The organism is Curtobacterium flaccumfaciens, assembly GCF_013359815.1.
In the GTDB taxonomy this organism is placed as follows: domain Bacteria; phylum Actinomycetota; class Actinomycetes; order Actinomycetales; family Microbacteriaceae; genus Curtobacterium; species Curtobacterium flaccumfaciens.
This window is the reverse complement of record NZ_JABMCF010000028.1, coordinates 42,005-66,324: the sequence shown is the minus strand read 5'-3', so window position 1 is coordinate 66,324 and position 24,320 is coordinate 42,005. Positions and strand designations below refer to the sequence as shown.

The window sequence follows — 24,320 nt, the reverse complement described above, 5'->3', positions numbered from 1 at the left end:
TGCGCGGCGCTTGGAGTGCAGAAATGGTCGGGTCCCCGGTGGGAACCCGACCATTCGTGCTCACGATGCGGGCACCCCGCCGGGGAGCGCCCGCGTGATCGCCGAGGGATCAGGACTCGGCGAGCCAGGTGCGCAGGACCTCGTTCACCTCGGCGGTGTGCGTGGTGAGCAGGCCGTGCGGGGCGCCCTCGATCTCGACGTACTTCGCCGCGGGCAGCGCCTGGGTGAAGCGTCGGCCGGTGGCGTCGATCGGGAGGATGTTGTCCGACGTGCCGTGCACGATCAGGGCGGGGACGGTGACCTTCGGGATGTCCTGACGGAAGTCGGTCGGCCAGGTCAGGGGTGCTGCGGCGGACGCGATCGAGCCGGAGCCTGCCGCGACGTTCCAGGCGTTGCGGACCTGCTCCTCGGAGATGCGGGTGCCGAGGTTCTCCGACAGGTTGAAAAAGTCCTGGTAGAAGTTCGTGAAGTACGCGTAACGGTCCTTCGCCACGTCGGCGGCGATGCCCTCGAAGAACGACATCGGGCCGGCGCCGTCGGGGTTGTCGTCGGTGATGGCGAGGAACGGCTCGAGCGAGGCGAGGAACGCGACCTTCGCGATCCGGTCCTCACCGTGGCGGCCGATGTAGCGGGCGATCTCGCCGGTGCCCATCGAGAAGCCGACGAGGATCACGTCGCGCAGGTCGAGGGTCGTCAGGACCGTGTGCAGGTCGTCGGCGAAGGTGTCGTAGTCGTAGCCGGTGGACGGCTGCGAGGACTGGCCGAAGCCGCGGCGGTCGTACGTGATGACGCGGTAGCCGGCCTCGAGGAGCATCGGGACCTGCCCCTCCCACGAGTTGCCGTCGAGGGGGAAGCCGTGGATCAGCACGATCGGCTGCCCCTGGCCCTTGTCCTCGTAGTGGAGTTCGATGTCGACGCTGTTCTCGGTTCCGACGGTGATGGCACCCATGATCGTTCCTTCCCTGAGTATCCCGGAGAACGATCGTTCTCCGCCGATGTGGACTACAGTAGAGAACGCCCGTTCCCAGCGCAACTCGAGAGCGGTGAACACTCAGGGAACGGGGTACACACATGGCCACCAGCACCGTCGAGCCGGACGTCCGAGCACACATCGTCGAGGTCGCGGACCAGCTGTTCTACACGCGCGGGATCCAGTCCGTGGGGATGGACGAGATCCGCACGGGCGCCGGGGTCTCCCTCAAGAAGCTGTACGCGGCGTTCCCCGGCAAGGAGCAGCTCATCGCCGCGGTGCTCGCCGGCCGCCACGACATGTGGGAGCAGGGCGTGCACGGCGCGGTCGAGGCTGCGGCCAGCCCGCGCGACAAGCTCCTGGCGGTCTACGACTTCCTGGAGTCGTGGTTCGGCGACGACACGTTCCGCGGCTGCGGGTTCATCAACGCCTTCGGCGAGCTCGGCGCGACCTCGCCCGCCGTCGCCGAGATCGCGCGCGAGCACAAGGACTCGTTCCAGCAGTTCGTGCAGCGGCTCACCACCGAGGTCGTCGCCGACCCCGAGCACGCCGAGGAACTCGCCGCGCAGCTCGCACTGCTCGCCGAGGGCGCGCAGACCACCGCGGCCATCGCCGGCACCACGGCGCCGGCCGCGCACGCGCGTCGTGCCGCGGTGACCCTGATCGACGCCGCGATGCGCTGACACGCGACCGCGATGCGGACTGGGCCCACGCCGCCGGTTCCAGTGCGACGCGCCAGCGGCGCGACGGCCGTGCCGGTGGGGGGAGGAGCGTGGCGGCGCCGCCACGGGCCTCCCGTCCGTCCGCTGGTCGCGCCGGGCGCGGGGACGCCTGCCGGGCCGTTCCGGGCGTACCTGGTCGTTCCGGGCGTACCTGGTCGGTTCTTTCGACCAGGTATGCCCGATTCCGCTTCCCAGTCCGGGTGCCATGGGAAGGAACGGACTCCAGCACCCGTGCATAGGGTGGGCAGATGGCAACCCCGTTCGACGTCCCGAGCACCCTCCCCTACGCCCTGCCGCCCTTCGGCGACGTGCGACTCGAGCACTACCGACCGGCGTTCGAGGCCGGCATGGCCGAGCAGCGCGCCGAGGTCGAGGCCATCGCCACCGACCCGCACGCCCCGACGGTCGAGAACACCCTGGTCGCACTCGAGCGATCCGGGCAGCTGCTGACCCGCGTCAGCCACGTGTTCTTCACGCTGTCGTCGGCCGACTCGACCCCGGAGCTGCACGACCTCGAAGCCGAGGTCTCCCCGCTCCTCGCCGCCCACCGTGACGCGATCACGCTCGACTCCCGCCTGTACGCCCGCGTGCAGGAGGTGCTCGACGGCGCCGAGGCCGCCGGGCTGACCGGTGAGGCGCTGCGCCTGGTCGAGCGGACCCACGCCGAGATGACCCTGGCGGGCGCGGGCCTCGACGACGCGGGCAAGGAGCGTCTGACCGCGATCAACCAGGAGCTCTCGACCCTCACGACGACCTTCGAGCGGAACCTGCTCGAGGACACCAACGACTCCGCCGTGCACGTGACGAGTGAGGACGAGCTCGAGGGGCTCGACGACGGGGCGAAGTCCGCCGCGGCCGCCGCTGCCGCCGACCGGGGCCTGGACGGCTGGCTCGTCACGCTGCCGCTCTACACCGGACACCCGTGGCTGTCCTCGCTGGCGAACCGCGACCTGCGCGAGCGGATCATGCGCGCCTCGCTCGCCCGCGGTCGTCGCGGCAACCAGTACGACAACCGCGAGGTGCTGCTGCGCATCGTCCGGCTGCGGGCCGAGCGCGCCGAGCTGCTCGGGTTCCCGAACCACGCCGCCGTGGTCACCGCCGACGAGACCGCGAAGACCCCCGAGGCCGTCGACGGGCTGCTGTCCTCGCTCGTCGGCGCCGCGGCAAGGAACGCCGACGACGAACGTGCGGTCCGATCGCGCACGGTCGGGTTCGACATCGAGTCGTGGGACTGGGCGTACGCCACCGAGATCCTGCGTGGCGAGCAGTTCGCCGCGGACAGCACCGCGCTCCGCCCGTACTTCGAGGCCGACCGGGTCCTGCACGACGGGGTCTTCCACGCCGCCGGTGTCCTGTACGGCTTGAGCTTCACCGAACGCCCGGACCTGCACGGCTACAACGACGAGGTCCGGGTCTTCGAGGTCACCGGCGACGACGGCGAGCCCGTGGGGCTGTACCTGCTCGACCTCTACACGCGCGACGGCAAGCGCGGCGGCGCGTGGATGAACCCGGTCGTCGAGCAGTCCGAGCTGCTCGGCACCCTGCCCGTCGTGGTCAACAACCTCAACGTCGCGAAGCCGTCCGCCGGCTCCCCCACCCTGCTCATCCAGGACGAGGTCGAGACGCTCTTCCACGAGTTCGGCCACGCCCTGCACGGCCTCATCGCCCGCACCACCTACCCGCGGTTCTCCGGCACGAACGTCGAGCGGGACTTCGTCGAGTTCCCGAGCCAGGTGAACGAGATGTGGCTGTCGTGGCCGTCCGTGCTGGCGAACTACGCGAAGCACCACGAGACCGGAGCACCCCTGCCGCCCGAACTCGTCCTGGGGCTCAGCGAGTCCGAGGGGTTCAACGAGGGCTTCGGCACGACCGAGTACCTCGCCGCAGCGCTGCTCGACCAGGCGTGGCACCGGCTGTCGGCAGCCGACGCCGCGGCGGTGACGTCCGTCGAGGACTTCGAGCGGGACGCCCTGGCCGCCGCCGGCATCGCGGTCGAGGCCGTGCCGCCGCGCTACTCGTCGACGTACTTCGCACACACGTTCTCGGGCGGGTACGACGCCGGGTACTACGGGTACATCTGGTCCGAGGTGCTCGACGCCGACACGGTGGAGTGGTTCCGCGACAACGGCGGGTTGGACCGAGCGGCCGGCAAGCGGTTCGCCGAGCGTCTGCTCGGGGTCGGCGGGGCGAAGGACCCGCTCGAGGCGTACCGGGACTTCCGCGGCCGCGACGCCGAGGTCGGCCCGCTGCTGCGGCGCCGCGGGCTCGAGTAGGCGCGCCGGCGCGCGCCGCCGCGCACCGCACCGCGCGCTGGCGCACCGCACCACGAAACGGACACAGCACCACGGAATCCCGTGGTGCTGTGTCCGTTCGCTGGTTCCGGAGGGCTACGCCGACTTCTCGACGCGCTTGGCCCGGGGACGCGGCACGATCGTCGGCGCCGCGTTCTCGAGCACGGACTCGCGAGTGATCACCACTCGGGCGACGTCGTCGTCGGACGGGACGTCGAACATCACCGGGCCGAGGACCTCTTCGAGGATCGCCCGGAGCCCGCGGGCACCCGTCTGGCGCAGCACCGCGAGGTCCGCGATGGCCTCGAGCGCACCCTGGTCGAACTCGAGCTCGACGCCGTCGATCTGGAACATCCGCTGGTACTGCTTGACCAGCGCGTTCTTCGGCTCGGTCAGGATCTGCATGAGCGCCGCCTGGTCGAGCTGCGACACCGTGGTGACGACGGGCAGACGACCGATGAACTCGGGGATCAGACCGAACTTGTGCAGGTCTTCCGGCAGCACCTCGGAGTACAGGTCCTGGTGATCCGTCGCGCTGTGCAGGGGCGCCCCGAAGCCGATCCCGCGCTTGCCGACGCGCGAGGACACGATGTCCTCGAGCCCGGCGAACGCACCAGCAACGATGAACAGCACGTTCGTCGTGTCGATCTGGATGAACTCCTGGTGCGGGTGCTTGCGGCCGCCCTGCGGCGGGACCGAGGCGACCGTGCCCTCGAGGATCTTGAGCAGCGCCTGCTGCACGCCTTCACCGGAGACGTCGCGGGTGATCGACGGGTTCTCGGCCTTGCGGGCGATCTTGTCGACCTCGTCGATGTAGATGATGCCGGTCTCGGCACGCTTCACGTCGTAGTCGGCGGCCTGGATGAGCTTGAGGAGGATGTTCTCGACGTCCTCGCCGACGTAGCCGGCCTCGGTCAGGGCAGTGGCGTCCGCGACGGCGAACGGCACGTTGAGGCGCTTGGCCAGGGTCTGCGCCAGGTACGTCTTGCCGCAGCCGGTCGGGCCGATGAGCAGGATGTTCGACTTGGCGATCTCGATGTCGTCGCGGTCTTCGGCGGCGGTGATCTGGCCCTGCGCGCGGATGCGCTTGTAGTGGTTGTAGACGGCCACGGCGAGGGCGCGCTTCGCCGGGTCCTGCCCGATGACGTACTCCTGCAGGAAGTCGAAGATCTCCCGCGGCTTGGGCAGTTCGAAGTCCCCGCTCGAGGTGTCCTCGCCGGCTTCGGCCAGACGTTCCTCGATGATCTCGTTGCAGAGCTCGACGCACTCGTCGCAGATGTAGACGCCCGGTCCGGCGATGAGCTGCTGGACCTGCTTCTGGCTCTTGCCGCAGAACGAGCACTTGAGGAGATCGCCGCTCTCTCCGATGCGTGCCATTCCCGTGCCTCCCTGATTGGACATGCCGGCCGCGCTGTCGCACCACCGCTGGTGCACCGCTGCTGGTGGGCACCTCGTCGTGGACACGAGCCTAACCGCAACCGGTGACACCGACCGTGATGCCCCTCCGGAATCCGCCCGCGCGTTCGCCCAGGGCGTGCGAGCCTGCTACGGTGATCCGGACTTCTCTACATCTTGTAGAACAGCAGGTGCAGAACCACCCCGGAAGGAACCCCATGCAGAAGCGTCTCGCCGCCGGCGGCGCCGTCACCCTCGGTGTCGCAGCCGTCATCGTCCTCGGCAGCGCCACGGCGGCCAGCGCACACGTGTCCGCCACGGCCACGTCGACCGCAGCGAACTCGTACACCACGGCGACCTTCTCGGTCCCGCACGGCTGCGACGGCTCCCCCACGACGAAGATCCAGTTCCAGGTGCCGGAGTCCGTCATCGAGGTCACGCCCACCGTGAACCCGAACTGGACGATCACGAAAGCGACCGAGCCCTACACTGACCCGTCGGCCTCGGCATCCGACGAAGACCACGCCGAGACGGCCGCCGAGCGCGTCACCAGGGTCACGTACACCGCGAAGACCCCCCTGCCCGCCGACGAGCGCGACACCTTCGCGCTCTCGTTCTCGCTGCCGGACGGCAAGGCCGGTGACCTGGTCGAGTTCCCCGCGATCCAGACCTGCGAGAAGGGCAGCGTCGAGTGGAACCAGGAGCAGCAGGCCGGCGAAGCCGAGCCCGAGCACCCGGCCCCCTCGATCACGCTGACCGCCGCCGAGGCGACGGACGACGACGGTGACCCCATCGCCGCGACCCCGTCGGCCGAGGCCGCCGGCACGACCGCGTCGAGCGACCCCGACCTGGTCGGCCGCTTCCTCGGCCTCGGCGGCCTGGTGCTCGGCGCCGTCGCACTGGTCGTCGCCGTCGCCGGCACGCGTCGTCGGAGCTCCGCCAAGTGACGCAGCGCGGCTCGCGTCGGTCCCGGCCTCGGTCCTCTGCCTGGAGGCTCGTGGCCGGGTCCGCCGCGGCCGTCGCGATCGCCGGTGGCGCGGTCCTCGGGCTCGCCGGTCCGGCCAGCGCGCACAACTACCTGATCTCGTCCGACCCGGAGGTCGGCGGCACCCTGACCGAGCTGCCGAAGACGTTCGACATCACGACGAACGACAAGCTGCTCGACATCGGCGACTCGGGGTCGGGCTTCGCGTTCCGCATCGTCGGCCCCGACGGCAGGTACTACGAGGACGGCTGCGTCGACGTCGCGGGGCCGTCGATGACCACGACCGCCGCACTCGGCGACTCCGGCAAGTACACCGTCGAGTGGCAGATCGTCTCCGCCGACGGGCACACCGTGTCCGACGAGTACCCCTTCACGTGGAAGGCACCGTCGGGCTTCACCCCGGCCTCGGGTGCGGCGAAGCCCCCGACCTGCGCCACCGCCGGTGACGACGCTGCTGGTTCGGACACCACCACCGGCACCGCCTCGGGGTCGAGCGACTCGGCGGCGTCCGACGCGATCTGGATCGGCGCCGGTGGCGTCGTGCTGGTCGGCGTGGTCGTCGCGGTGCTGCTGCTCCTGCGCCGCAGGCCGGCCCCGGAGTCCGACGACTCCGACGACTAGCCGCAACGCAACGACGAAGGCCCCGCACCGTTCGGTGCGGGGCCTTCGTCGTTCCTGCTGGTGCTACTTGACGAGCGCCGGCAGGTTCTTGCGGCTGGTGAGGACCTGGTCGATCAGGCCGTACTCCACGGCTTCCTGCGCGGACATGATCTTGTCGCGCTCGATGTCGTGGTTGATCTCCTCCGGCGTCTTGTTGGAGTGCTTCGACAGCGTCTCCTCGAGCCAGGTGCGCATGCGGAGGATCTCCGCCGCCTGGATCTCGATGTCGGACGCCTGACCGCCACCCTGCTGGGTCGCGGGCTGGTGGATCAGCACACGGGCGTTCGGCAGCGCGAGGCGCTTGCCGGGGGTGCCACCGGCGAGCAGCACCGACGCTGCCGAGGCAGCCTGACCGAGGCAGACCGTCTGGATCTGCGGACGGATGTACTGCATCGTGTCGTAGATCGCCGTCATCGCGGTGAACGAGCCACCGGGCGAGTTGATGTACATCACGATGTCGCGGTCGGGGTCCATCGACTCGAGCACGAGCAGCTGGGCCATGACGTCGTCAGCCGACGCGTCGTCGACCTGCACGCCGAGGAACACGATGCGGTCCTCGAACAGCTTGGCGTACGGGTCCTGGCGCTTGTAGCCGTAGGCGGTGCGCTCTTCGAAGCTCGGCAGGATGTACCGATTGGACGGAGCCGGGACGTTCTGCGCGCCACCGAGCATGGGGAGATGCATTCTCGTTTCCTTTTCTTCGGTGGTGATCAGGACTGGGCGTCGGGCTCGGCTGCGCTGGTGGGCGTCTCGCCGTCGCCGACGGTGCCACCACCGCCGATGACCTCGGCGCTCGAGGCGCGGAGGTGGTCGACGAAGCCGTACTCGAGCGCTTCCTGCGCCGTGAACCAGTTGTCGCGGTCGTTGTCCTTGAGGACCTGCTCGACCGACTTGCCGGTCTGCTCGGCCGTGAGCTCCGCCATGCGCTGCTTCATGTCGAGGATGACCTTGGCCTGCGTCTGGATGTCGGCAGCGGTGCCGCCGAAGCCACCGGACGGCTGGTGGAGCAGCACGCGCGCGTTCGGCGTGATGTAGCGCTTGCCGGGCGTGCCGGAGGACAGCAGGAACTGTCCCATCGACGCGGCGAGGCCGATGCCCACGGTGACGATGTCGTTCGGGACGAACTGCATCGTGTCGTAGATCGCCATGCCGGCGGTGATCGAACCACCGGGCGAGTTGATGTAGAGGTAGATGTCCTTCTCAGGGTCCTCGGCGGCGAGCAGCAGCAGCTTGGCTGCGATCTCGTTCGAGTTGTCGTCGCGGACCTCGGAGCCGAGCCACACGATCCGGTCTCTCAGAAGGCGGTCAAAAACACTGGGGTTCAGTGTTGCTTCGGCCATGGAAAAGCTCCCGTTCAGTTGTCGCTTGTTGTCGAACTTATCGGGTGCAACGCACCAGTTCTCGTCTGTTCGCCGACAGCAATGCGGTGGTGCGGAAATACGGACGGGAGGCGCGGTGCCAGCTGGCACCGCGCCTCCCGTCTGTCGTACTGGTGGCGTCGAGATCGTTACTCGGCGTCCCCTGCCGGCTCCTGCGCGACGCCCGCCGTGAAGGCGGACAGGTCGACGGCGTCGCCGTTGGTGTCCTTGACGGTCACCTTGGACAGGACGGTCGCGACCGCCTTCGAGCGGGCGACCTCGCCGACCATGCCGGGGATCTGGCCGTTCTGGTCGATGACCTTGATGAACTCGGCCGGCTCCATGCCGTACTGCGCGGCGGCCTGGATGAGGTACTGGGTCAGTTCCTCCTGCGAGACCTGGATCTCTTCCTTCTCGGCGATCGCGTCGAGGAGGATCTGCGAGCGGAAGGCGGTCTCGCTGGACTCGGAGACCTCCTTGCGGTGCTCCTCGTCCTCGAGGCGGTTCTCCTGCTCGAGGTGACGGTGCACCTCGTCGGCGATGAGCTGCTCCGAGATCGGGATGTTGACGTCCTCGGTGAGCTTCTCGACGAGCTTGTCGCGAGCCGCGGCGCCCTGACCGAAGGTCTTGGACTTCGCGATCTGCTCCTTCAGGTCGGCCTTGAGCTCGTCGATGGTGTCGAACTGGCTGGCGATCTGGGCGAACTCGTCGTCGGCCTCGGGGAGCTCGCGCTCCTTGACGGCGGTGACGGTGACGGCGATCTGAGCGGTCTCGCCCTCGCGGTCGCCACCGACGAGCTTCGACTCGAAGGTCGTCGACTCACCGGCGGTCAGGGACTCGAGCGCCTCGTCGATGCCCTCGAGCAGGTCGCCGGAGCCGATCTCGTAGGAGACGCCGGTGGCCGAGTCGACCTCGTCGTCGCCGATGCTGGCGGTGAGGTCGATCTGCGCGAAGTCGCCGGTCTTCGCCGGACGGTCGACCGTCACGAGCGTGCCGAAGCGGGTGCGGAGGTTCTGCAGTTCCTCTTCGATCTCGTCGTCCGACACCTCGACGGCGTCGACGGTGAGCTCGTACGAGGAGTAGTCCGGCAGGTCGAACTCGGGGCGGACGTCGACCTCGAAGGTGAGGACGAGGTCGCCGGTGAAGTCCGCGACGTTCGGCAGCTCGGCGACGTCGGCCTCGGCACGGCCGAGGATGCGCAGCTCCTGCTCTTCGACCGCCTGGCGGTAGAAGTTGTCGATGGCGTCACCGACGGCGTGGTTCAGGACCTCGCCGCGGCCGACGCGCTGGTCGACGATCGCCGGCGGGACCTTGCCCTTGCGGAAGCCGGGGATGTTGATCTGCTCGGCGATGTGCTTGTAGGCGTGGTCGATGCTCGGCTTGAGATCGTCCGGCGTCACGTTCACGGTGAGCTTGACGCGGGTGTCGCTCACCTTGTCGACGGTGCTGGTGGCCAAGGGATGTTCTCCTGTTGGTTGACGTTCGTGTGGTCGGTGGTGCTCGGAGGACCTGGTCGGGGCGACAGGATTTGAACCTGCGACCTCCCGCTCCCAAAGCGGGCGCTCTACCAAGCTGAGCTACGCCCCGTTGCTTCGTGCCAGGGATCAGCCGCGCACGCCGAGGGGCGCATGCGACCCCGGTGAGTCTAGCGGTCCGACGGCGCGCTGTTCCCGGGGGTTGCTCAGTCGTCCTCCGCGGCGCGTCGCAGACCCCGCCGCCACCGGATCCCGACGGCCACCTGGACCCCGAGGGCAGCCACCGCGAGCAACAGTCCGACGACGATCCGCCAGACGTGCAGCAGTGCGTGCGCGGGTTGCGACTGCGGGTCACCGAACAGGTCGGGACGCAGGGACAGCACCGCGGCGGCGAGGACCACCAGCACGTACGAGACCACCCGCGACCAGCGGATCGTGCGCTCGGCACCGTCGTCCGGCTTCGGGATGACGCGCGTCGGCATGTCGGTGCTCGTTCGTCCGCTACGATGGTCTGGCTGCGCCTGGTGCGCAGGCGCGGGGATGTAGCTCAATGGTAGAGCCCCAGTCTTCCAAACTGGCTACGCGGGTTCGATTCCCGTCATCCCCTCCACAGAACCCCTCGGCGCACGCGCGTCAGGGGTCGGCGAACTCCAGGGTGATCTCCGGGGAGTCGCCGAGTTCCACCCGGGCACGCTTCCGCTCCGCCGCACGCAACGGCACGAGGTACCCGCCGTCCTTCGGGAACAGCGACGTCGTCCACGTCACCGCGCCGATCGTCACGCGTGCCGGGATCACACCCCACCCGTAGGTGAGCACCGGCGCGAGGTCGGCGATGACCTCGGCGGCGTCCGGCGGCACGACGGCGAAGAAGAACGGTGACGGGCCGCGCCACTCGATCACCTCGCCGCGGAACTCGAGCTCCATGCCGCGATCGTACGGCCGCGGCGTCGAGCGCGCCGGGCCGGGATTCGTCTTCGGCGGATGACGGTTCCGGTTCACGATCGCCGGGTTCTGCGAACCGGAACCGTCACGGGCGAGAAAGAACTGGTGCCTCCCCCTCCCCCCGCCCAGCGGGACCCGGACGACGGACGCGCCCCGTGCCTCCAGGCCGGAGCCGGGGAGCACGGGGCGCGAGCCGCCGTCAGGACGCGAGCGTCACCGGTACGACGCGGCCTGTCCGTACAGCACCTTCGTGAAGGAGGAGACGTAGGAGGACTCGTCGCCTCCCGGCAGGTTGTACGTCATGAAGACGCCGTAGCCGTCGTCCTTCGTGCGCTGTGCGAGCGACACCGCCGTCGCCTGCGGGGTGTTCTGGATGTCGACCGCGGCGGCGGAGACCTTCGACTTCGGCAGGCCCGGGATCGTCGGCGCCGTGTAGGTGCCGTAGTACGGGTTCCAGGCGTAGTCGAGCTTCCCGCCGATCGACGGGCTCGCGGTCTTCAGGGCGTCGGAGGACGGGCCGATGTCGTAGAACGAGATGATCTTGCCCGGCATGTCCGCACGCAGGGCGCTGATGAGCCAGCCGATCGACTGCTGGTTCGGCTGCGGGGTGCCGTTCACGCCGTAGTCGGAGTACTCGTCGTCCAGGTCGACGCCGTCGAGTCCGTACTTCTTCACCGTCGCGGAGACCTGCGCCGCGAAGTCCCGCGCCGCGGCCTTCGTCGGGAAGTTCGCCAGGCCGGCGCCCTGGTGGTTGCCGAGCACCGAGAGTGTCACCTTGATGCCCTTGGCTTGCAGCGGGCGGATCTGCGTGGCGGCCTGGTCGAGGGTCCGCTGCACGTTCTCGTTGTTGTACAGGACCGCCTTGCCGTCCTCGTAGTTGATGTTCGCGGCGAAGATGATCGCCACGTCGAACGCGTTCGCGCCGTTCTCCAGCGTGTACCGCCCGACGTTGGCGAGCTCGTCGTTGTTCACCTCGACGTACGCGATGCTCGTCGGCCCCGACTTGGTGGGCGCAGCGTGGTGCCCGTGACCATGACCGTGGCCGTGCCCACCGCCGTGGGACGAACCGTGTCCGTGCCCGTGGCTGGATCCGGACGAGGAGGGCGCCGCGGATGCTGCGGCGGGCACCAGTGGTGCCGCGAGCATGGCGACCAGTGCGGTCGCGATGCTGAACTTCGTGGACTGCTTCATGTGGTTCCTCCTTGGATGGGACGGGCGGTTGGTCGGTCAGTCGGTCAGTTGGTCGGTCAGTTGCGCGGGAACCGGAAGGTGCGGACCTCGTAGGCGTCGACGGCGAACGAGGACGCATCGGCGTCGGACGACGCGTCCCCGAGCGGTTCTTCGAGGAGGGTCACCTCGACGGCAGCGCCGAAGGTCGCCTCGTCGGCCGAGACCGCGATGCCCCCGGTCCCCCGCTGCCCGGACGGCTCGTAGACGCGCACGACCAGGTCACCCGACCGGTCGTCGGCGAGCTTGACGCTCGACAGCACGACGTCGCCGGAGACCTGCACCAGCGGCTCGAAGCCGTGCGCGCCCGTGATGGTCCGCGCGCCCGCGTTCATCCGCACGCCGGCCGACGTGGCTCCGAGCTGGTCGGTGCCGATGACGATGCCGTACCGGTGCGTCTGCACGCCCTGGTCGGTCTCGGGGTCCGGGAACCGCGGTGCCCGCAGCAGCGACAGCCGCACGGTGGTGGTGACGTGCCCGTCAACGGCGTCGCGCGTGGTGTCGAAGCCGTGGATCGAGTCGTTCACGAGGGCGACGCCGAAGCCCGGTTCCGACACCAGCACGTAGCGGTGCATCGAGGTCTCGAACTTCGCGGCCTCCCACGAGGTGTTGGTGTGGGTCACCCGCTTCTGCGCGCCGAACTGCGTCTCGGCGACGGTGTGCTCGGCACGGACGTCGAGCGGGAAGGCCACCTTGAGGAACTTCTCGGTCTCGTGCCAGTCGGTCACCTGGTCGAACTCCAGGGTGCGGGACGCCGGTGCCAGGACGATCTCCTGCGTCACCGTCGAGTCGCCGAACGCCCGGGACACGACGACCCGTGCGACCCCGGACTGGTCGACCGACGCGGTCAGCCCGGTGGTCGACACGAGGTCCTCGACGCGGTTGCGGTAGTACCGGTCGACGTCCCACGCGTCCCACATGTTCGGGAAGTCCTGGTGCAGCTGCAGCAGGTTCGCCGCCTGGCCGGCCGCGATCGCCTCGCGCCCGCTCGCCAGGTCCACGGCGCTCGTCACGAGCCCCTGCGCGTCGACGACGACCCGCACCAGGTCGTTCGCCAGCACGTACCCGCAGTCCTGCTCGGTCAGGGACACGGCGGTCGCCGCCGCCACGTCGGTCGCCACGACGGCGCCCTGGGCGGGTGCACCGGCCTGGAGGAACGGGGCCGGGTTCACGACGACGGCCGTGTCCCCGGTACCGGCGAGCGCCGAGAGCGCCCGGTCGATGATCGTGGTCAGCGCCGCGGCCGTCTCGGCGTACCGCTCGACCGCTTCGCGGTGCACCCACGCGATCGAGGTGCCCGGCAGGATGTCGTGGAACTGCTGGAGCAGGACCTGCTGCCACAGGGCGTCGAGCTCGTCGTACGGGTAGGCGAAGTCGGTCCGGGCGGCGGCGGTCGCGGCCCAGAGCTCGGCCTCGATGAGCAGCTGCTCGCACCGGCGGTTGCCCTGCTTCGTGCCGTGCTGCGACGTGAGCGTGGCCCGGTGCAGCTCGAGGTACAGCTCCCCCACCCACACGGGCGGATCGGTCAGCTCGGACTTCGCCCGGTCGAAGAACGTGTCCGGGTGCTCCCAGCGGACCTTCGCGCTCCCCTCGAGGTCGGCCAACCGCGCGGCGGTGCCGGTCATCTCGCGGGTGGTGCCACCGCCGCCGTCGCCCCAGCCGACCGGGGCGATCGAGCCGCTGGCGAGCCGGTTCTCGCGGAACTGGCGGGAGGCCTTCGCGACCTCGCTGCCGGACAACCGCGAGTTGTAGGTGTCCATCGACGGGAAGTGCGAGAACACCCGCGACCCGTCGATGCCCTCCCACAGGAACGTGTGGTGCGGGAACTTGTTCACCTGGTTCCACGAGATCTTCTGCGTGAAGAACCACTCGAAGCCCGCGCGGCGCATGAGCTGCGGCAGCGCCGGCGAGTACCCGAAGCTGTCCGGCAGCCAGACGCCCTTGGGTCGGATGCCGAACTCGCGCTCGAAGAACCGCTGGCCCTGCGAGAACTGCCGGACGATGCTCTCGCCGGTCGGCATCACGGTGTCGGACTCGACCCACATGCCGCCGATCGGCAGGAACCGGCCGGCCTCCACCGCGGCCTTGACGCGGGCGTAGACCTCGGGGCGGTGCTCCTTGATCCACGCGTACTGCTGCGCGCTCGACATGCCGTACAGGAAGTCGTCGGTCTGGTCGATGAGCTCGGTCATGGTCGACGTGGTGCGGGCGACCTTGCGGATGGTCTCGCGCACGGGCCAGAGCCAGGCGGAGTCGATGTGGGCGTGCCCGACGGCCGAGATCGTGTGCGCGGAGGCCTCGGCGGGAGCGGCCAGCACCTCGGCGAGCGCCGCACGGGCGTCCCCGGAGGTCTCCGGGATGTGCTGCAGGTCGAGCGCGTCGAGGGCGTCGTCGAGGGCCTGCAGGATCCGCATGCGTCGGGGTCCGGCGGGCAGCTCGGCCTGCAGTTCGAGCAGGACGTCGATGTCGAGGGCGAGTTCGTGCACCTCGGACTCGAAGACGGCGAGCTCCATCCGGCGGGTGGCGTACAGGCGCTTCGAGGACGAGGTCTGCACGTCGCCCTCCTGCGTCGGCAGGAAGGGGTGGTAGTCGAGCAGGACGGGGTTCGACGCGGCCTCGACGAACAGTTCGACGGTCTCGCCGCCCTCGGCCCGTTCGGTGACCAGGACCCACTGGTTGCGCGGGTTGATCGACTTCACGGGGGTACGGTCGGCCAGGTAGACGAGTCCCTCGCACTGGAACCCGGGCATGTTCTTGTCGAAGCCGAGGTCGATCACGGCCTCCACCCGGCGTCCGGCCCACTCGGTCGGCACGGTCCCGGTCAGCCGGAACCACGTCGTGCCCCAGGCCGCGCCCCACGGGGTGCCGACCTCGTAGGGCTCGAACGTGAGCGCGAGCCCCTCGGTCGGCGGGACCGGCTCCCCCGGCAGCTCGTGCCAGGCGGCCTCCAGAGCCGTCGTGGTCGCGTGCACCGCGGGGGTGATCCGCTCGTCGAGCACCCGTCGGGCGCGTCCGGTGGTGAGGGGGATGTCGTCGTGCATGGGGCCTTCCGGGGTCAGGGCGTCGTCGCCGGGTGGGCGACGCGGACGGTGGTGGTGTCGAGGTCGGAGGGCACGTCGACGCAGCGGTCGATGCCTCGGGCGGCCAGCAGCGCGGTGTCCGACAGGCGGGAGCGCAGGACGACCTGGGGGCCGCGGCCGTCCGGTGCGGCCTCGGCCAGGGCGAGCCAGGCGGCGGCGAACCGACCGCCGGGGGCGCAGTCGGCGCGGGTGCCGTGCCGGTCGGTGCCGTCGGACAGCACGTCGTCGAGGACGAGCGCGGTGGTCGGCGGTGCGGCACGGGCGTCGCGGGTGTGCTCGGCGCGGGCGAGGGCGGCGAACGCCTCGCCGGCGGGCTTCAGGCGTCCGTCGTTCGTGAACAGCCCGAGGTCGTACTCGAGCTCGGGGAAGTCGGCGAGCGACCGGGCGACGTCGTGGGAGCACCACCACGTCACCCCGAGCACCTGCTGCGCGTCGAGGACGTGCCGGATGGTCTGCTCGGTGAACGCGGCGGCGTCGGCGGGGTCGACGACGTTGGTGGGGGCGCCGACCTCCTGCAGCCAGTTCGGCCGGGCGGCGTCGCGGTTCCAGGCCGCGGCGAGCTGGAGCAGGTACTCCCCGTGCCGCACCGACCCGGCTCCGAGGGCGCCGTGCAGGGCCGCCGAGCCGTTGAACACCCACGAGTGCGTGACCGTGGCGTCACCGTGGTCCGCCGCGTGCTCGGGGCCGAAGGGCTGGGCGTCGTCGTACCAGGCCGCGTCGTACTGCGCGACCGTGACCAAGGGCCCGGGACGCGACCCGGTGGCGGACGGGACCGACGAGGCGGGGTCGAGCCGCGCCTCCAGGCCGACCGACACGGACGACGCGGCCGACGCCGACGACCCGTCCGACAGCCCCGCGCGCGCCGCCGCGACCATCGCCGCCACCCACGCGTGCCCCTGCTCCGCCGTGATCGCGTGCGGGGCGGGGTGCGGCGCGTGCGCGAACTGGTTGACCTCGTTGCCGATGGTGATGCCGAGCAGGTTGGGCTTGTCGGCGACGGCTCCGGCGAGCGCCCGGACGTACGCGGCGGTCGACGCGACCACGTCCGGGTCGGTGAACATGTTGCGGCGGTGCCAGCTGTCCAGCCAGGGCGGCACGAAGTCGAAGCTCGACAGGTGCCCCTGCAGGGCGTCCACGTTGACGTCGAGTCCGAACGAGCCGGCGAGGTCGACGACCGTCGCGACGTCGTCGAGGGCCTGCTGCCGGATGAGCGTCCGGTTCGGCTGGACGACCGGCCAGAGCGGGAAGATCCGCACGTGGTCGGCGCCGATCGACGCGATGGCCTCGAGGTCCCTGGCGGTGTCCGACCGCGAGAAGTCGAGCCACGAGTGGAACCAGCCGACCGAGGGCGTGTAGTTGACCCCGAACCGCATCAGCCCTTCACACCGCCCTCTTCGACGCCCTTGAAGAAGAAGCGCTGCAGGACGGCGAAGATCACGGCGATCGGGATGAAGGCGATCATGGTGCCGGCCGCGATCATCCGCTGGTCGGTGGCGAACGTGCCCTGCAGGTACTGCAACCCGACGGTCAGGGTGAGGTTCTCGGGCGACTGCAGCACGATGAGCGGCCAGAGGAAGTCGTCCCACGCGCCGATGAACGAGAAGATCGCGATGACCGCGATGGTCCCCTGCACGGCGGGCAGCGAGATGTAGCGGAGGCGCTGCATCGCGTTCGCGCCGTCCATCACCGCGGCCTGGTCGATCTCCTCGGGGATCTGCCGGAACGCGTTGAACATGAGCAGGACGTTGAGCGCCGCGATCATGCCGGGCAGGGCGACACCGACCAGGTTGTCGGCGAGGCCGAGGTCCTTCACGGTGACGAACTGCGAGATGATCGTCGCCTCGCCGGGCAGCACGAGGGTGCCGAGGAACAGGCCGAGCACGAGCTTCCGGTGCCGCCACTGCAGACGGGCGAGGGCGAAGCCGGCCAGGGTCGCGAACACGATGTTGCCGAGCACGTCGATCGCGGCGACGAGCAGCGAGTTGCCGATGTAGCGCCAGACCGGGATCGCGGCGGCGACCTTCAGGTAGTTCTCGATGGTCGGCTCGGACGGGATGAACGACGGGTTCGCCGTGTAGATGTCCTCACCGGCGCCCTTGAGCGACGTGGAGAGCTGCCAGAGGAACGGGCCGATCGTGATGAAGAGCACCACGATGAGCAGGACGTAGCGGACGACCTTCTCGCGGGTGGACATGACGCCCCAGACCGCGCGGCGCCGCTTGCGTCCGTCGCGTCCGCCCCGTCCGTTCTGCCTGGAGGCCCGTCCAGCGCCCGTCGCGCCGGTCACGTCCGGCGTCGGGCTGGCTGCGCCCTGCGCGCCGCCGATGACGGGTTCGGTCGTGCTGGTCGTGTTCGTCACTTGTCCGCCTTGCTGTTCATCCGGGCGAGGGCGAGCATCGGCACGAGCGTCACGACGAAGAGCAGGAGGCTCAGGGCGGACGCGTAGCCGAGGTTGCCGGTGAAGCCGCGGGCGTACTGCTGGATGAGCATGACGAGCGAGTTGTCCTGCCCGCCGGGCCCGCCGGTGCCGTTGGTGAGGATGTAGAGCTCGCTGAACACCCGGAGCGCGGACACGCACACCAGGATCCCGACGAGCGTCATGGTGCCGCGGACCCCGGGCATCGTGACCGACCAGAAGCGCCGGACCGCGCCGGCGCCGTCGAGCGCGGCGGCCTCGTGCAGGTCCTTGCCGACGTTCCCGAGGGCGGCCAGGAAGATGATCATGTAGTAGCCGAGCCCCTTCCACACCGTCAGGCTGATGGCGCTGAGGAGCAGCAGCCACCGGTCGGTCAGGAACGGGACGCTGCCCTGCACGACGCCGAGCGCCTGCGCCATCTCGTTGATGACACCGCGGTCGTCGAGGATCCACGTCCAGATGAGCCCGACGACCACCGCGGACGCGATGACCGGCGTGTAGAACGCGGTGCGGAAGAACGCGATCCCGGGCAGCTTCTGCTGCACGAGCACCGCGATGAGGAGCGGGAGGACCGTCAGCAGCGGCAGGCACACCGCCATGTAGATGACGCTGTTGAGCAGCGCCTCCCACACCTGCGGATCGGCGAGCAGGGTCTCGAAGTTCTGCACCCCGACCCACTGGCTGACGCCGCCGAGCGGGCTGGCGTTCGTGAACGACAACCGGACCGTGTTGATCGAGGGCCACAGGCTGAACGCGACGAGCCAGATCAGTGCCGGCAGGACGAGCAACCAGGGCGTGTACCAGCGGTTCGCACGCATGACGATCCTCCCTCTTCCTTCTCCGGGGCCGGATCAGCCGTTGGCCAGCAGGCTGTTCATCTTGGTCTGGGCGGTCTGCAACGCCTTCTCGGGCGCCACCTGGCCCTTCATCGCGAGGGCGATCTGCTGGTCGAGGAAGTCCGTCATCGCGGAGTTCGCCTCGACCGGGTTGATGACCTTCGCCGTCTTCAGGGCTTCGTTCGCCAGGACCCGGGCCTCGCCGTTCACGGTGCCGTCGTCCTTCGAGAAGTACGGGTCGGACTGCGACGACGTGGTGGACGGGAAGATGTTGACCTTGTGGGCGAACGCCTCCTGGTTCTCCGCGTTCGTCATGAACTTCGCGAAGGCCTCGGCGGTGGCGAGGTGCTTCGACTTGCTCGAGACCGACAGGCCCTGCACGTAGAGCGGCGGGGTGTCGAGTGCCGGGCTGACGGTGACCTTGCCCTTGAGCGACGGGTTGTTCTTCTCGAAGTCGGCGAGCGAGGTGGCGCCACCGGTGGTCCAGGCGACCTTGGCCTGCGTGAACAGGGTGGAGTTGCCGAGGTAGTCGCTGTTCAGCACGTTGGAGGGCATGTAGCCGTCCTGGTACGCGTCCTTGTAGCGGTCGATCAGGTCGGCGGCCTTCGACGAGTCGGCGAAGGTGAACTTCGTGCCGTCGGCGTTGAGCACCTTGACGCCGGCGAGCGTGAAGTCGCCGAGGCCGGGCTTCCGGCTCATCAGGTAGTCGGTCGGGCAGTTGTCGTGCATGGTCTTCGCCTGCGTGAACAGCTCGTCGGTGGTCTTCGGCGGGTTCTTCGCGTCGAGGCCGCACTTGGCGAACATCGTCGAGTTCCAGTAGTTCACGTCGGTGTTGAGGTACCAGGGATACCCGAACGTGCCGTTGACGCCCTTGTACTCGTAGGAGTCCAACGCGCCGGCGACGTACGTGCTGGCGAGCTTCGAGTCGTCCTTCGCGACGTCCTGCAGGAACCCGCGCTTCGCGAGCGGCAGGGCGATGTCCGGCGGCAGGTTGATCACGTCGGGCAGGCTGTTCGACGAGGCCTGGCTGAGCACCTTGTCGGCGTACCCGTCGCCGGGCTGGTCCTGCAGCTTGACCTTCGCGTCCGGGTGGGCCTGCTCGAAGTCCTTGATGACCCCGTTGAGGTACCCCGTGTAGGTCGGCGTGAGCGCCCAGGTCTGCAGGGTGATGGTGCCGCTGATCTCGCCGCCGCCGTTGTCGGCCGCGTTCCCGCCGCTCGAGCAGCCGGTCAGGACGAGCGCCGTGGCGGCGGCCGTCGCGAGCAGCGCGGTGGCGCGGCCCCTCGTCATGCGTGTGGTGGTCCTCATGGCGTCTGACTCCCTCGTCATAGCTGAACCGGTTCAGCAGCAGTCACCGAACCCGTGTGTGGCAGCCACTGTGAATGACTAAAGCGCTATAGTCAACCCCGTGGCCACCAAGCGTCGAACGACGATCGCCGACATCGCCGCGCGGGCCGGTGTGTCCATCAGCGCGGTGTCGTTCGCGTTGAACGACCGCCCCGGCGTCTCCGACGAGACCCGTCGCCGCGTGCGCGAGATCGCCCGCGAGCTCGACTGGCAGCCGCACACCGCTGCCCGGGCACTCGGCGGCGCGAAGGCCGGTTCCATCGGGTTCGTGCTCAACCGCCCGGCCCGGACCCTGGGCACGGAGTCGTTCTTCGGTGACCTGATCTCCGGCATCCAGCTCGGGCTCGCCGGCACCCACGTCGGCATGAACCTGCTCGTCGCGCGCGATGCCGAGGAAGAACTCGAGACCTACCGGGACTGGTGGCGCGGACACCGTGTCGACGGCGTCATCGTGATCGACCCCCGTCGCGACGACGCCCGGCTCGCCCTGCTCGCCGACCTCGGCATGCCGACCGTCGTCGTCGGCTCGCACCCCTCCCCCGACGGTGCCGCCCCCACGGTCTGGATCGACGACTCGGACGCCACCGACACCGTTCTGCGGTACCTGCACGCCCTCGGGCACCGACGCATCGCGCACGTCGCCGGCAGGCCCGAGTTCGAGCACACCGCCATGCGCATGGACCGGCTCCGCACGTTCGCTGCCGACGAGGGGCTCGACGACACGGTCTCGGTGCCGACGGACTACTCGGCCGAGGCCGGCGCGAGCACCACCCGGACCCTGCTGTCCCGGAGCGTCCGACCGACCGCGATCGTCTACGACAACGACGTGCTCGCCGTCGCCGGGCTGGGCGTGGCGAGCGAGATGGGCGTCGCGGTGCCCGGGGACGTCTCGATCGTGTCCTTCGACGACTCGGCGATGATCCGGCTCGTCCGCCCGGCGATCACCTCGCTCACCCGCGACACCGTCGAGCTCGGGCAGCGTGCGGCGACCCTGCTGCGCGCGCAGATCGACGCCAGCGCCCAGCTCCCCTCACGCCCGGGCCCCTCGCTCACCCTGAGCGTCCGCGAGTCCACCGGCCGCGCCCCCGCCTGACCCGCTCCGGACGTCGGCGCCGACGACCCGCTCCCGCTCCCGCCGCCGCCGCTCCCGCTGCCGCCGCTCCCGCTCCCGCTCCCGCTCCCGCTGCCGCCGCTCCCCCTCCCGAAGCGCGGCGCGGCTGCCTGCATCTGGCGCACGCACCGCACTGCACTGCGCCGACGCGGGACGACGTGGTCTTCTCCGCGCCGTGACGGTTCTGGTTCACGAAACCCGAGGATCGTGAACCAGAACCGTCACGGCGCGGAGCGGAACCTCCTTCCCCCGCGGTCGACGGTCACCGGCGGTTCGTCGGGGGTCGGACCCGCTCGAGGGCCCGCCGCATGGACGACGTCGTGCTGAAGCCGAAGCGGGTCGCGACGTCGGACGGACGGTCGCCTCAGGTGAGTGCGCTCCGGACGGCGAGACTGCGGTACCAGCGGCCGAGCTGCGCGGGCGAGCAACCGGTCGCTGCGGCGCACCGGCGCTCGAGGGTGCGCTCCGACATCCGGACACCGACGAGGAGGGCCTGCAGGGACGACGGACCGGCCGGATCGAACAGGCGGTCGAGGATCCGCGCGAGACCGTTGTCGCCGAGCATCGGGGGCGGGTTGTCGCGGAGCACCGTCGTGACGACGAGTCGGGCGAGGGCCTGCTGCTGCGCGCCGTGCCACCTCCCGCCGTCGAGGTGCCCGACGTGGCGGAGCGCGAGGCCGACGTCGGGCGAGGGAGCCCCGGGCGGACCGGTGCTCGCGACGGGTGGGAGTGCGAGGACCTCGTCGGCGAGCGGGCCGAGCGTTGCGGCGCCGACGAGGACACCGGTCAGCGCGAAGAGTGCCTCGTGCGGGAACGCGTACGTCTCCGCGACGCGGGGCGGGCCGGAGCGCTCCGGGCCCGTGCCGATCGTGATCGTCGCATGCCCTTCGACGAGGGCAGCGGTGCCGGCGTCGACGATCGCGATGTCGTCTCCGCGCCGGACCCACACGGAGCGGGACCGCGTCGCCACCCAGACGTGGGTGCGCGTCGGTTCGACGTCGAGCGTCCACGCCTCGTCGTCGGACCGGACCTCGGTGCCCGGCCCCACCTGGAGCCCGACGGCGTCGATCAGTGCTCGGAGCGCATCAGCCATCCGACGAGCGTGATCCACGGGCCTGACGCGTGGGCGTGGATCGGGCGACCTGTGGAAGAGGGGGGATAACCCCACCCGGGGTGGGGAGAGGGCAGGATGGGGGAACGGCTCCGCGATCGCGAGGCTGGATGCATGACCGACACCGACCGCCTCGACCAGGCGCGAACCGTCCCGCTGGACGACGTCACGCCTTCGCCCGACCAGGCCCAGACCGTCCCGCTGGGCGACTCCGTGCCCCCTGGAGCCACCAAGCCGATGCCCCAGTACCCGCGCCAGCACCAGCAGGACCCCCAGGACGCCCGGCAGTCGCCGCCGGCGTCGTGGAGCGCCACCCCGCGGGTCGGGTCCGGTCCGGTCGGTGGTTCCGGTCGCGGTTCCGGCATGACCGCCGGGCAGTTCTACCGCGACGCGTGGAAGCGTCTACCGCGTGACTTCGGCTACATGGCGCTCACCGCCGTGCTGCTCTGCACGCTGTACTTCGCGTTCCCGACGGCGATCTTCGGTGGCGGGTTCCGGGACCTGTTCAACCCCTTCGTCCTGCTCATGTTCTTCATCGCGCTGTTCGTGGCGCGGTGGCTCGGACAGTTCGAGAAGCTCCGCATGAGCTGGGCCGACCCGAGGCCGATCCGCCCGGTGGACTGGACGCCCCGCTGGCAGCAGAACTGGTGGACCCGCACGGGGTCGGCCGTCGCCAACCCGCACTACTGGCTCTACCTGCTGCACGCCGCGGTCGTGTACCCGCTCGTCGCGGTCGTGACCGTCGGGACCGGTGCACTGCTGCTCGTCGGCTTCGCCTGGCCGATCGTCGTGGGCGGACTGTACTTCGCGAACAACGTCCGGGTCGGCTACTTCACGGACAGCGTCGGGTTCGTGACCGGCGTCGGCGCCCTCGGCCTGCTGTCGATGGCGGCCTCGGTCGTGCTCTTCCCGCTCTGGGCCCGCGGGTCCGTCCTCGCGCACTACTGGGTCGACTTCGGCCTGCTGGGTGGCTTCCGGGCCGAGCAACTCGAGCAGCGCGTCGCCGGCCTGCAGGCCTCCCGCGCCGGTGCCGTCACCGCCGAGGGCCAGGCACTGCGCCAGATCGAGCGCGACCTGCACGACGGCCCGCAGCAGCGGCTGGTGCGACTCCGCATGGACCTGTCCGCCGCCGAGCGCGCCTTCGAGAAGGACCCCGAGAAGGCCAAGCAGCTCATCGGTGAGGCGTCCGAGCACGCCCAGGACGCCCTCGACGAACTGCGCGCACTGTCCCGCGGCTTCGCTCCGCCGATCCTGCTCGACCGCGGACTCGTCGCGGCGCTCGAGGCGCTGGTCGCCCGCACCCCGATCCCGGTGGGCCTGGACGTCCGGCTGCCCGAGGGCCTGGAACTCGCCACGGAGATCCAGCGCAACGTGTACTTCACGGTGAGCGAGCTCCTGACGAACACCATGAAGCACGCCGGCGCCACCACCGCCGGGGTGTACCTCGGCCTGGTCGTCGACGCCTCGGGCCTCTGGTACCTGACGGTTAGCGTCACCGACGACGGCCGGGGCGGTGCCCGACCGCAGCAGGGCCACGGGATCGAGGGCCTGATCGGCCGCATGCGGGCCCTCGACGGCGACCTGGTCGTCTCGAGCCCGGAGGGCGGCCCGACCGAGGCCACCGCCCGGATCCCCCTCGGTGCCCTGAACGGCGTGCCGACGGCGGCGAACCAGCGGTCGTGACCCCACGGGGGCGCCCGCGCTCCCACTAGGCTGGTCGGCATGACAGACGGCCCGGATGCAGCACGCATCCGGGCCGTCGTCGTCGACGACGCCGTCCTGCTGCGCGAGGGCCTGGCCCGCGTGCTCGACGAGGCCGGCATCGACGTCATCGGGCAGTACTCCGACGCCCGGGCCTTCCTGGCGACGCTGCCCGAGGGTGCACCCGACGTCGTGGTGATGGACGTGCGGATGCCGCCGACCTTCACCGACGAGGGTGTCCGCGCCGCCGTCGAGACCCGCCGGATCGCTCCACGGACGGGCGTACTCCTGCTCTCCCAGTACGTCGAGGCCACCTACGCCGAGGACGTCCTCGCGGCCGGTGCGACCGGTATCGGGTACCTGCTCAAGGACCGCGTCACCCGGCTCGAGGAGATCGACGACGCCGTCCGCCGCATCGCCGCCGGGGGCACCGTGCTCGACCCCGAGGTCGTCACGCAGCTGATGAGCCGCCGCCGCGACCCGCTCGCAGCCTTGACCCCGCGCGAGCGTGACGTGCTCGGGCTGATGGCCGAGGGCCGCACGAACGCCGCGATCGCCCGCGCCCTGGTGATCGGTACCGGTGCCGTCGAGAAGCACGTGTCGAGCATCTTCGGCAAGCTCGCGCTCGAGGACACCGGAGAGGACCACCGCCGCGTCCTCGCCGTCCTCGCCTACCTCGGATGAGCCGAGCCC

At 70.2% G+C, this 24,320-nt stretch carries 21 protein-coding genes and 2 tRNA genes; 8 read left to right on the top strand and 15 right to left on the bottom strand.

The window, feature by feature from the left end; all coding sequences use genetic code 11:
* Positions 1-109: 109 nt before the first annotated feature.
* Positions 110-949 (bottom strand): alpha/beta fold hydrolase, encoded by an 840-nt coding sequence (locus tag HP445_RS01345; protein ID WP_071405546.1) that lies wholly within the window; start codon positions 947-949, stop codon positions 110-112.
* 122 nt (positions 950-1,071) lie between these two features.
* On the opposite strand from HP445_RS01345, the gene HP445_RS01340 reads away from it, so the two are divergent.
* Both HP445_RS01340 and HP445_RS01335 read left to right on the top strand, forming a co-directional pair.
* A complete protein-coding gene (locus HP445_RS01340) occupies positions 1,072-1,653 on the top strand; it encodes a TetR/AcrR family transcriptional regulator (protein WP_128781298.1) in 582 nt (193 codons plus the stop codon).
* Between the two features lie 287 nt (positions 1,654-1,940).
* Positions 1,941-3,965: a M3 family metallopeptidase gene (locus HP445_RS01335; RefSeq protein ID WP_128781297.1), complete on the top strand. Its 2,025-nt coding sequence runs from the start codon at positions 1,941-1,943 to the stop codon at positions 3,963-3,965.
* Between the two features lie 114 nt (positions 3,966-4,079).
* On the opposite strand, the gene clpX is transcribed toward HP445_RS01335, so the two are convergent.
* Positions 4,080-5,360 carry an ATP-dependent Clp protease ATP-binding subunit ClpX gene (clpX, locus tag HP445_RS01330; protein WP_017886000.1) on the bottom strand — a complete coding sequence of 427 codons (1,281 nt, stop codon included), beginning with the start codon at positions 5,358-5,360 and terminating at the stop codon, positions 4,080-4,082.
* A 236-nt stretch (positions 5,361-5,596) separates the two neighbouring features.
* Between clpX and HP445_RS01325 the strand changes: the two genes are divergently transcribed.
* Entirely contained in the window at positions 5,597-6,325 is a 729-nt protein-coding gene (locus HP445_RS01325) for a YcnI family copper-binding membrane protein (protein WP_164941240.1), read from the top strand.
* A gap of 50 nt (positions 6,326-6,375) precedes the next feature.
* Positions 6,376-6,984 carry a copper resistance CopC family protein gene (locus HP445_RS01320; protein ID WP_164941239.1) on the top strand — a complete coding sequence of 203 codons (609 nt, stop codon included), beginning with the start codon at positions 6,376-6,378 and terminating at the stop codon, positions 6,982-6,984.
* A 63-nt stretch (positions 6,985-7,047) separates the two neighbouring features.
* Here HP445_RS01320 and HP445_RS01315 read toward each other — a convergent pair whose 3' ends face one another.
* The 5 genes from HP445_RS01315 to HP445_RS01295 all read right to left on the bottom strand — a co-directional run bounded on the left by HP445_RS01315 (position 7,048) and on the right by HP445_RS01295 (position 10,338).
* Positions 7,048-7,707 (bottom strand): ATP-dependent Clp protease proteolytic subunit, encoded by a 660-nt coding sequence (locus tag HP445_RS01315; protein ID WP_027464696.1) that lies wholly within the window; start codon positions 7,705-7,707, stop codon positions 7,048-7,050.
* A gap of 26 nt (positions 7,708-7,733) precedes the next feature.
* Entirely contained in the window at positions 7,734-8,363 is a 630-nt protein-coding gene (locus tag HP445_RS01310; protein WP_071405541.1) for an ATP-dependent Clp protease proteolytic subunit, read from the bottom strand.
* 167 nt (positions 8,364-8,530) lie between these two features.
* The gene (tig, locus tag HP445_RS01305; protein WP_027464695.1) at positions 8,531-9,838 is read right to left on the bottom strand and encodes a trigger factor; all 1,308 of its coding nucleotides are present in this window, start codon (positions 9,836-9,838) and stop codon (positions 8,531-8,533) included.
* A 53-nt stretch (positions 9,839-9,891) separates the two neighbouring features.
* Positions 9,892-9,968, bottom strand: a tRNA-Pro gene (locus HP445_RS01300).
* Between the two features lie 94 nt (positions 9,969-10,062).
* Positions 10,063-10,338, bottom strand: coding sequence for a hypothetical protein (locus HP445_RS01295; RefSeq protein ID WP_128781294.1), 276 nt, complete (start codon positions 10,336-10,338; stop codon positions 10,063-10,065).
* Positions 10,339-10,392: 54 nt separating this feature from the next.
* Here HP445_RS01295 and HP445_RS01290 point away from each other — a divergent pair.
* Positions 10,393-10,466, top strand: a tRNA-Gly gene (locus tag HP445_RS01290).
* A 23-nt stretch (positions 10,467-10,489) separates the two neighbouring features.
* On the opposite strand, the gene HP445_RS01285 is transcribed toward HP445_RS01290, so the two are convergent.
* The 7 genes from HP445_RS01285 to HP445_RS01255 all read right to left on the bottom strand — a co-directional run bounded on the left by HP445_RS01285 (position 10,490) and on the right by HP445_RS01255 (position 19,647).
* Positions 10,490-10,780, bottom strand: a complete 291-nt coding sequence (locus tag HP445_RS01285) for a DUF1905 domain-containing protein (RefSeq protein WP_128781293.1) — start codon at positions 10,778-10,780, stop codon at positions 10,490-10,492.
* 231 nt (positions 10,781-11,011) lie between these two features.
* Positions 11,012-11,989 (bottom strand): endo-beta-N-acetylglucosaminidase H, encoded by a 978-nt coding sequence (locus tag HP445_RS01280; RefSeq protein WP_128781292.1) that lies wholly within the window; start codon positions 11,987-11,989, stop codon positions 11,012-11,014.
* Positions 11,990-12,045: 56 nt separating this feature from the next.
* Positions 12,046-15,066, bottom strand: coding sequence for an alpha-mannosidase (locus tag HP445_RS01275; protein WP_128781291.1), 3,021 nt, complete (start codon positions 15,064-15,066; stop codon positions 12,046-12,048).
* A gap of 14 nt (positions 15,067-15,080) precedes the next feature.
* Positions 15,081-16,478: a glycoside hydrolase 5 family protein gene (locus HP445_RS01270; protein ID WP_128781290.1), complete on the bottom strand. Its 1,398-nt coding sequence runs from the start codon at positions 16,476-16,478 to the stop codon at positions 15,081-15,083.
* Positions 16,478-17,464: a carbohydrate ABC transporter permease gene (locus tag HP445_RS01265; protein ID WP_204166197.1), complete on the bottom strand. Its 987-nt coding sequence runs from the start codon at positions 17,462-17,464 to the stop codon at positions 16,478-16,480. Before HP445_RS01265 ends, HP445_RS01270 begins: the two co-directional genes overlap by 1 nt.
* On the bottom strand, positions 17,461-18,339 hold the full coding sequence (locus tag HP445_RS01260; RefSeq protein ID WP_027464687.1) for a carbohydrate ABC transporter permease: 879 nt from the start codon (positions 18,337-18,339) through the stop codon (positions 17,461-17,463). The genes HP445_RS01265 and HP445_RS01260 overlap by 4 nt, the downstream gene beginning before the upstream one ends.
* 33 nt (positions 18,340-18,372) lie before the next feature.
* Positions 18,373-19,647 carry an ABC transporter substrate-binding protein gene (locus tag HP445_RS01255; protein WP_128781289.1) on the bottom strand — a complete coding sequence of 425 codons (1,275 nt, stop codon included), beginning with the start codon at positions 19,645-19,647 and terminating at the stop codon, positions 18,373-18,375.
* A 118-nt stretch (positions 19,648-19,765) separates the two neighbouring features.
* Here HP445_RS01255 and HP445_RS01250 point away from each other — a divergent pair, with 118 nt between their 5' ends.
* Positions 19,766-20,797 carry a LacI family DNA-binding transcriptional regulator gene (locus HP445_RS01250; protein ID WP_128781288.1) on the top strand — a complete coding sequence of 344 codons (1,032 nt, stop codon included), beginning with the start codon at positions 19,766-19,768 and terminating at the stop codon, positions 20,795-20,797.
* 382 nt (positions 20,798-21,179) lie between these two features.
* Here HP445_RS01250 and HP445_RS01245 read toward each other — a convergent pair whose 3' ends face one another.
* Entirely contained in the window at positions 21,180-21,908 is a 729-nt protein-coding gene (locus HP445_RS01245) for an AraC family transcriptional regulator (RefSeq protein ID WP_128781287.1), read from the bottom strand.
* A gap of 132 nt (positions 21,909-22,040) precedes the next feature.
* On the opposite strand from HP445_RS01245, the gene HP445_RS01240 reads away from it, so the two are divergent.
* Complete coding sequence (locus HP445_RS01240) at positions 22,041-23,609, top strand: sensor histidine kinase (RefSeq protein ID WP_128781286.1); 1,569 nt, start codon at positions 22,041-22,043, stop codon at positions 23,607-23,609.
* Between the two features lie 39 nt (positions 23,610-23,648).
* Positions 23,649-24,311: a response regulator transcription factor gene (locus HP445_RS01235; RefSeq protein WP_027464682.1), complete on the top strand. Its 663-nt coding sequence runs from the start codon at positions 23,649-23,651 to the stop codon at positions 24,309-24,311.
* Positions 24,312-24,320 lie beyond the last annotated feature (9 nt).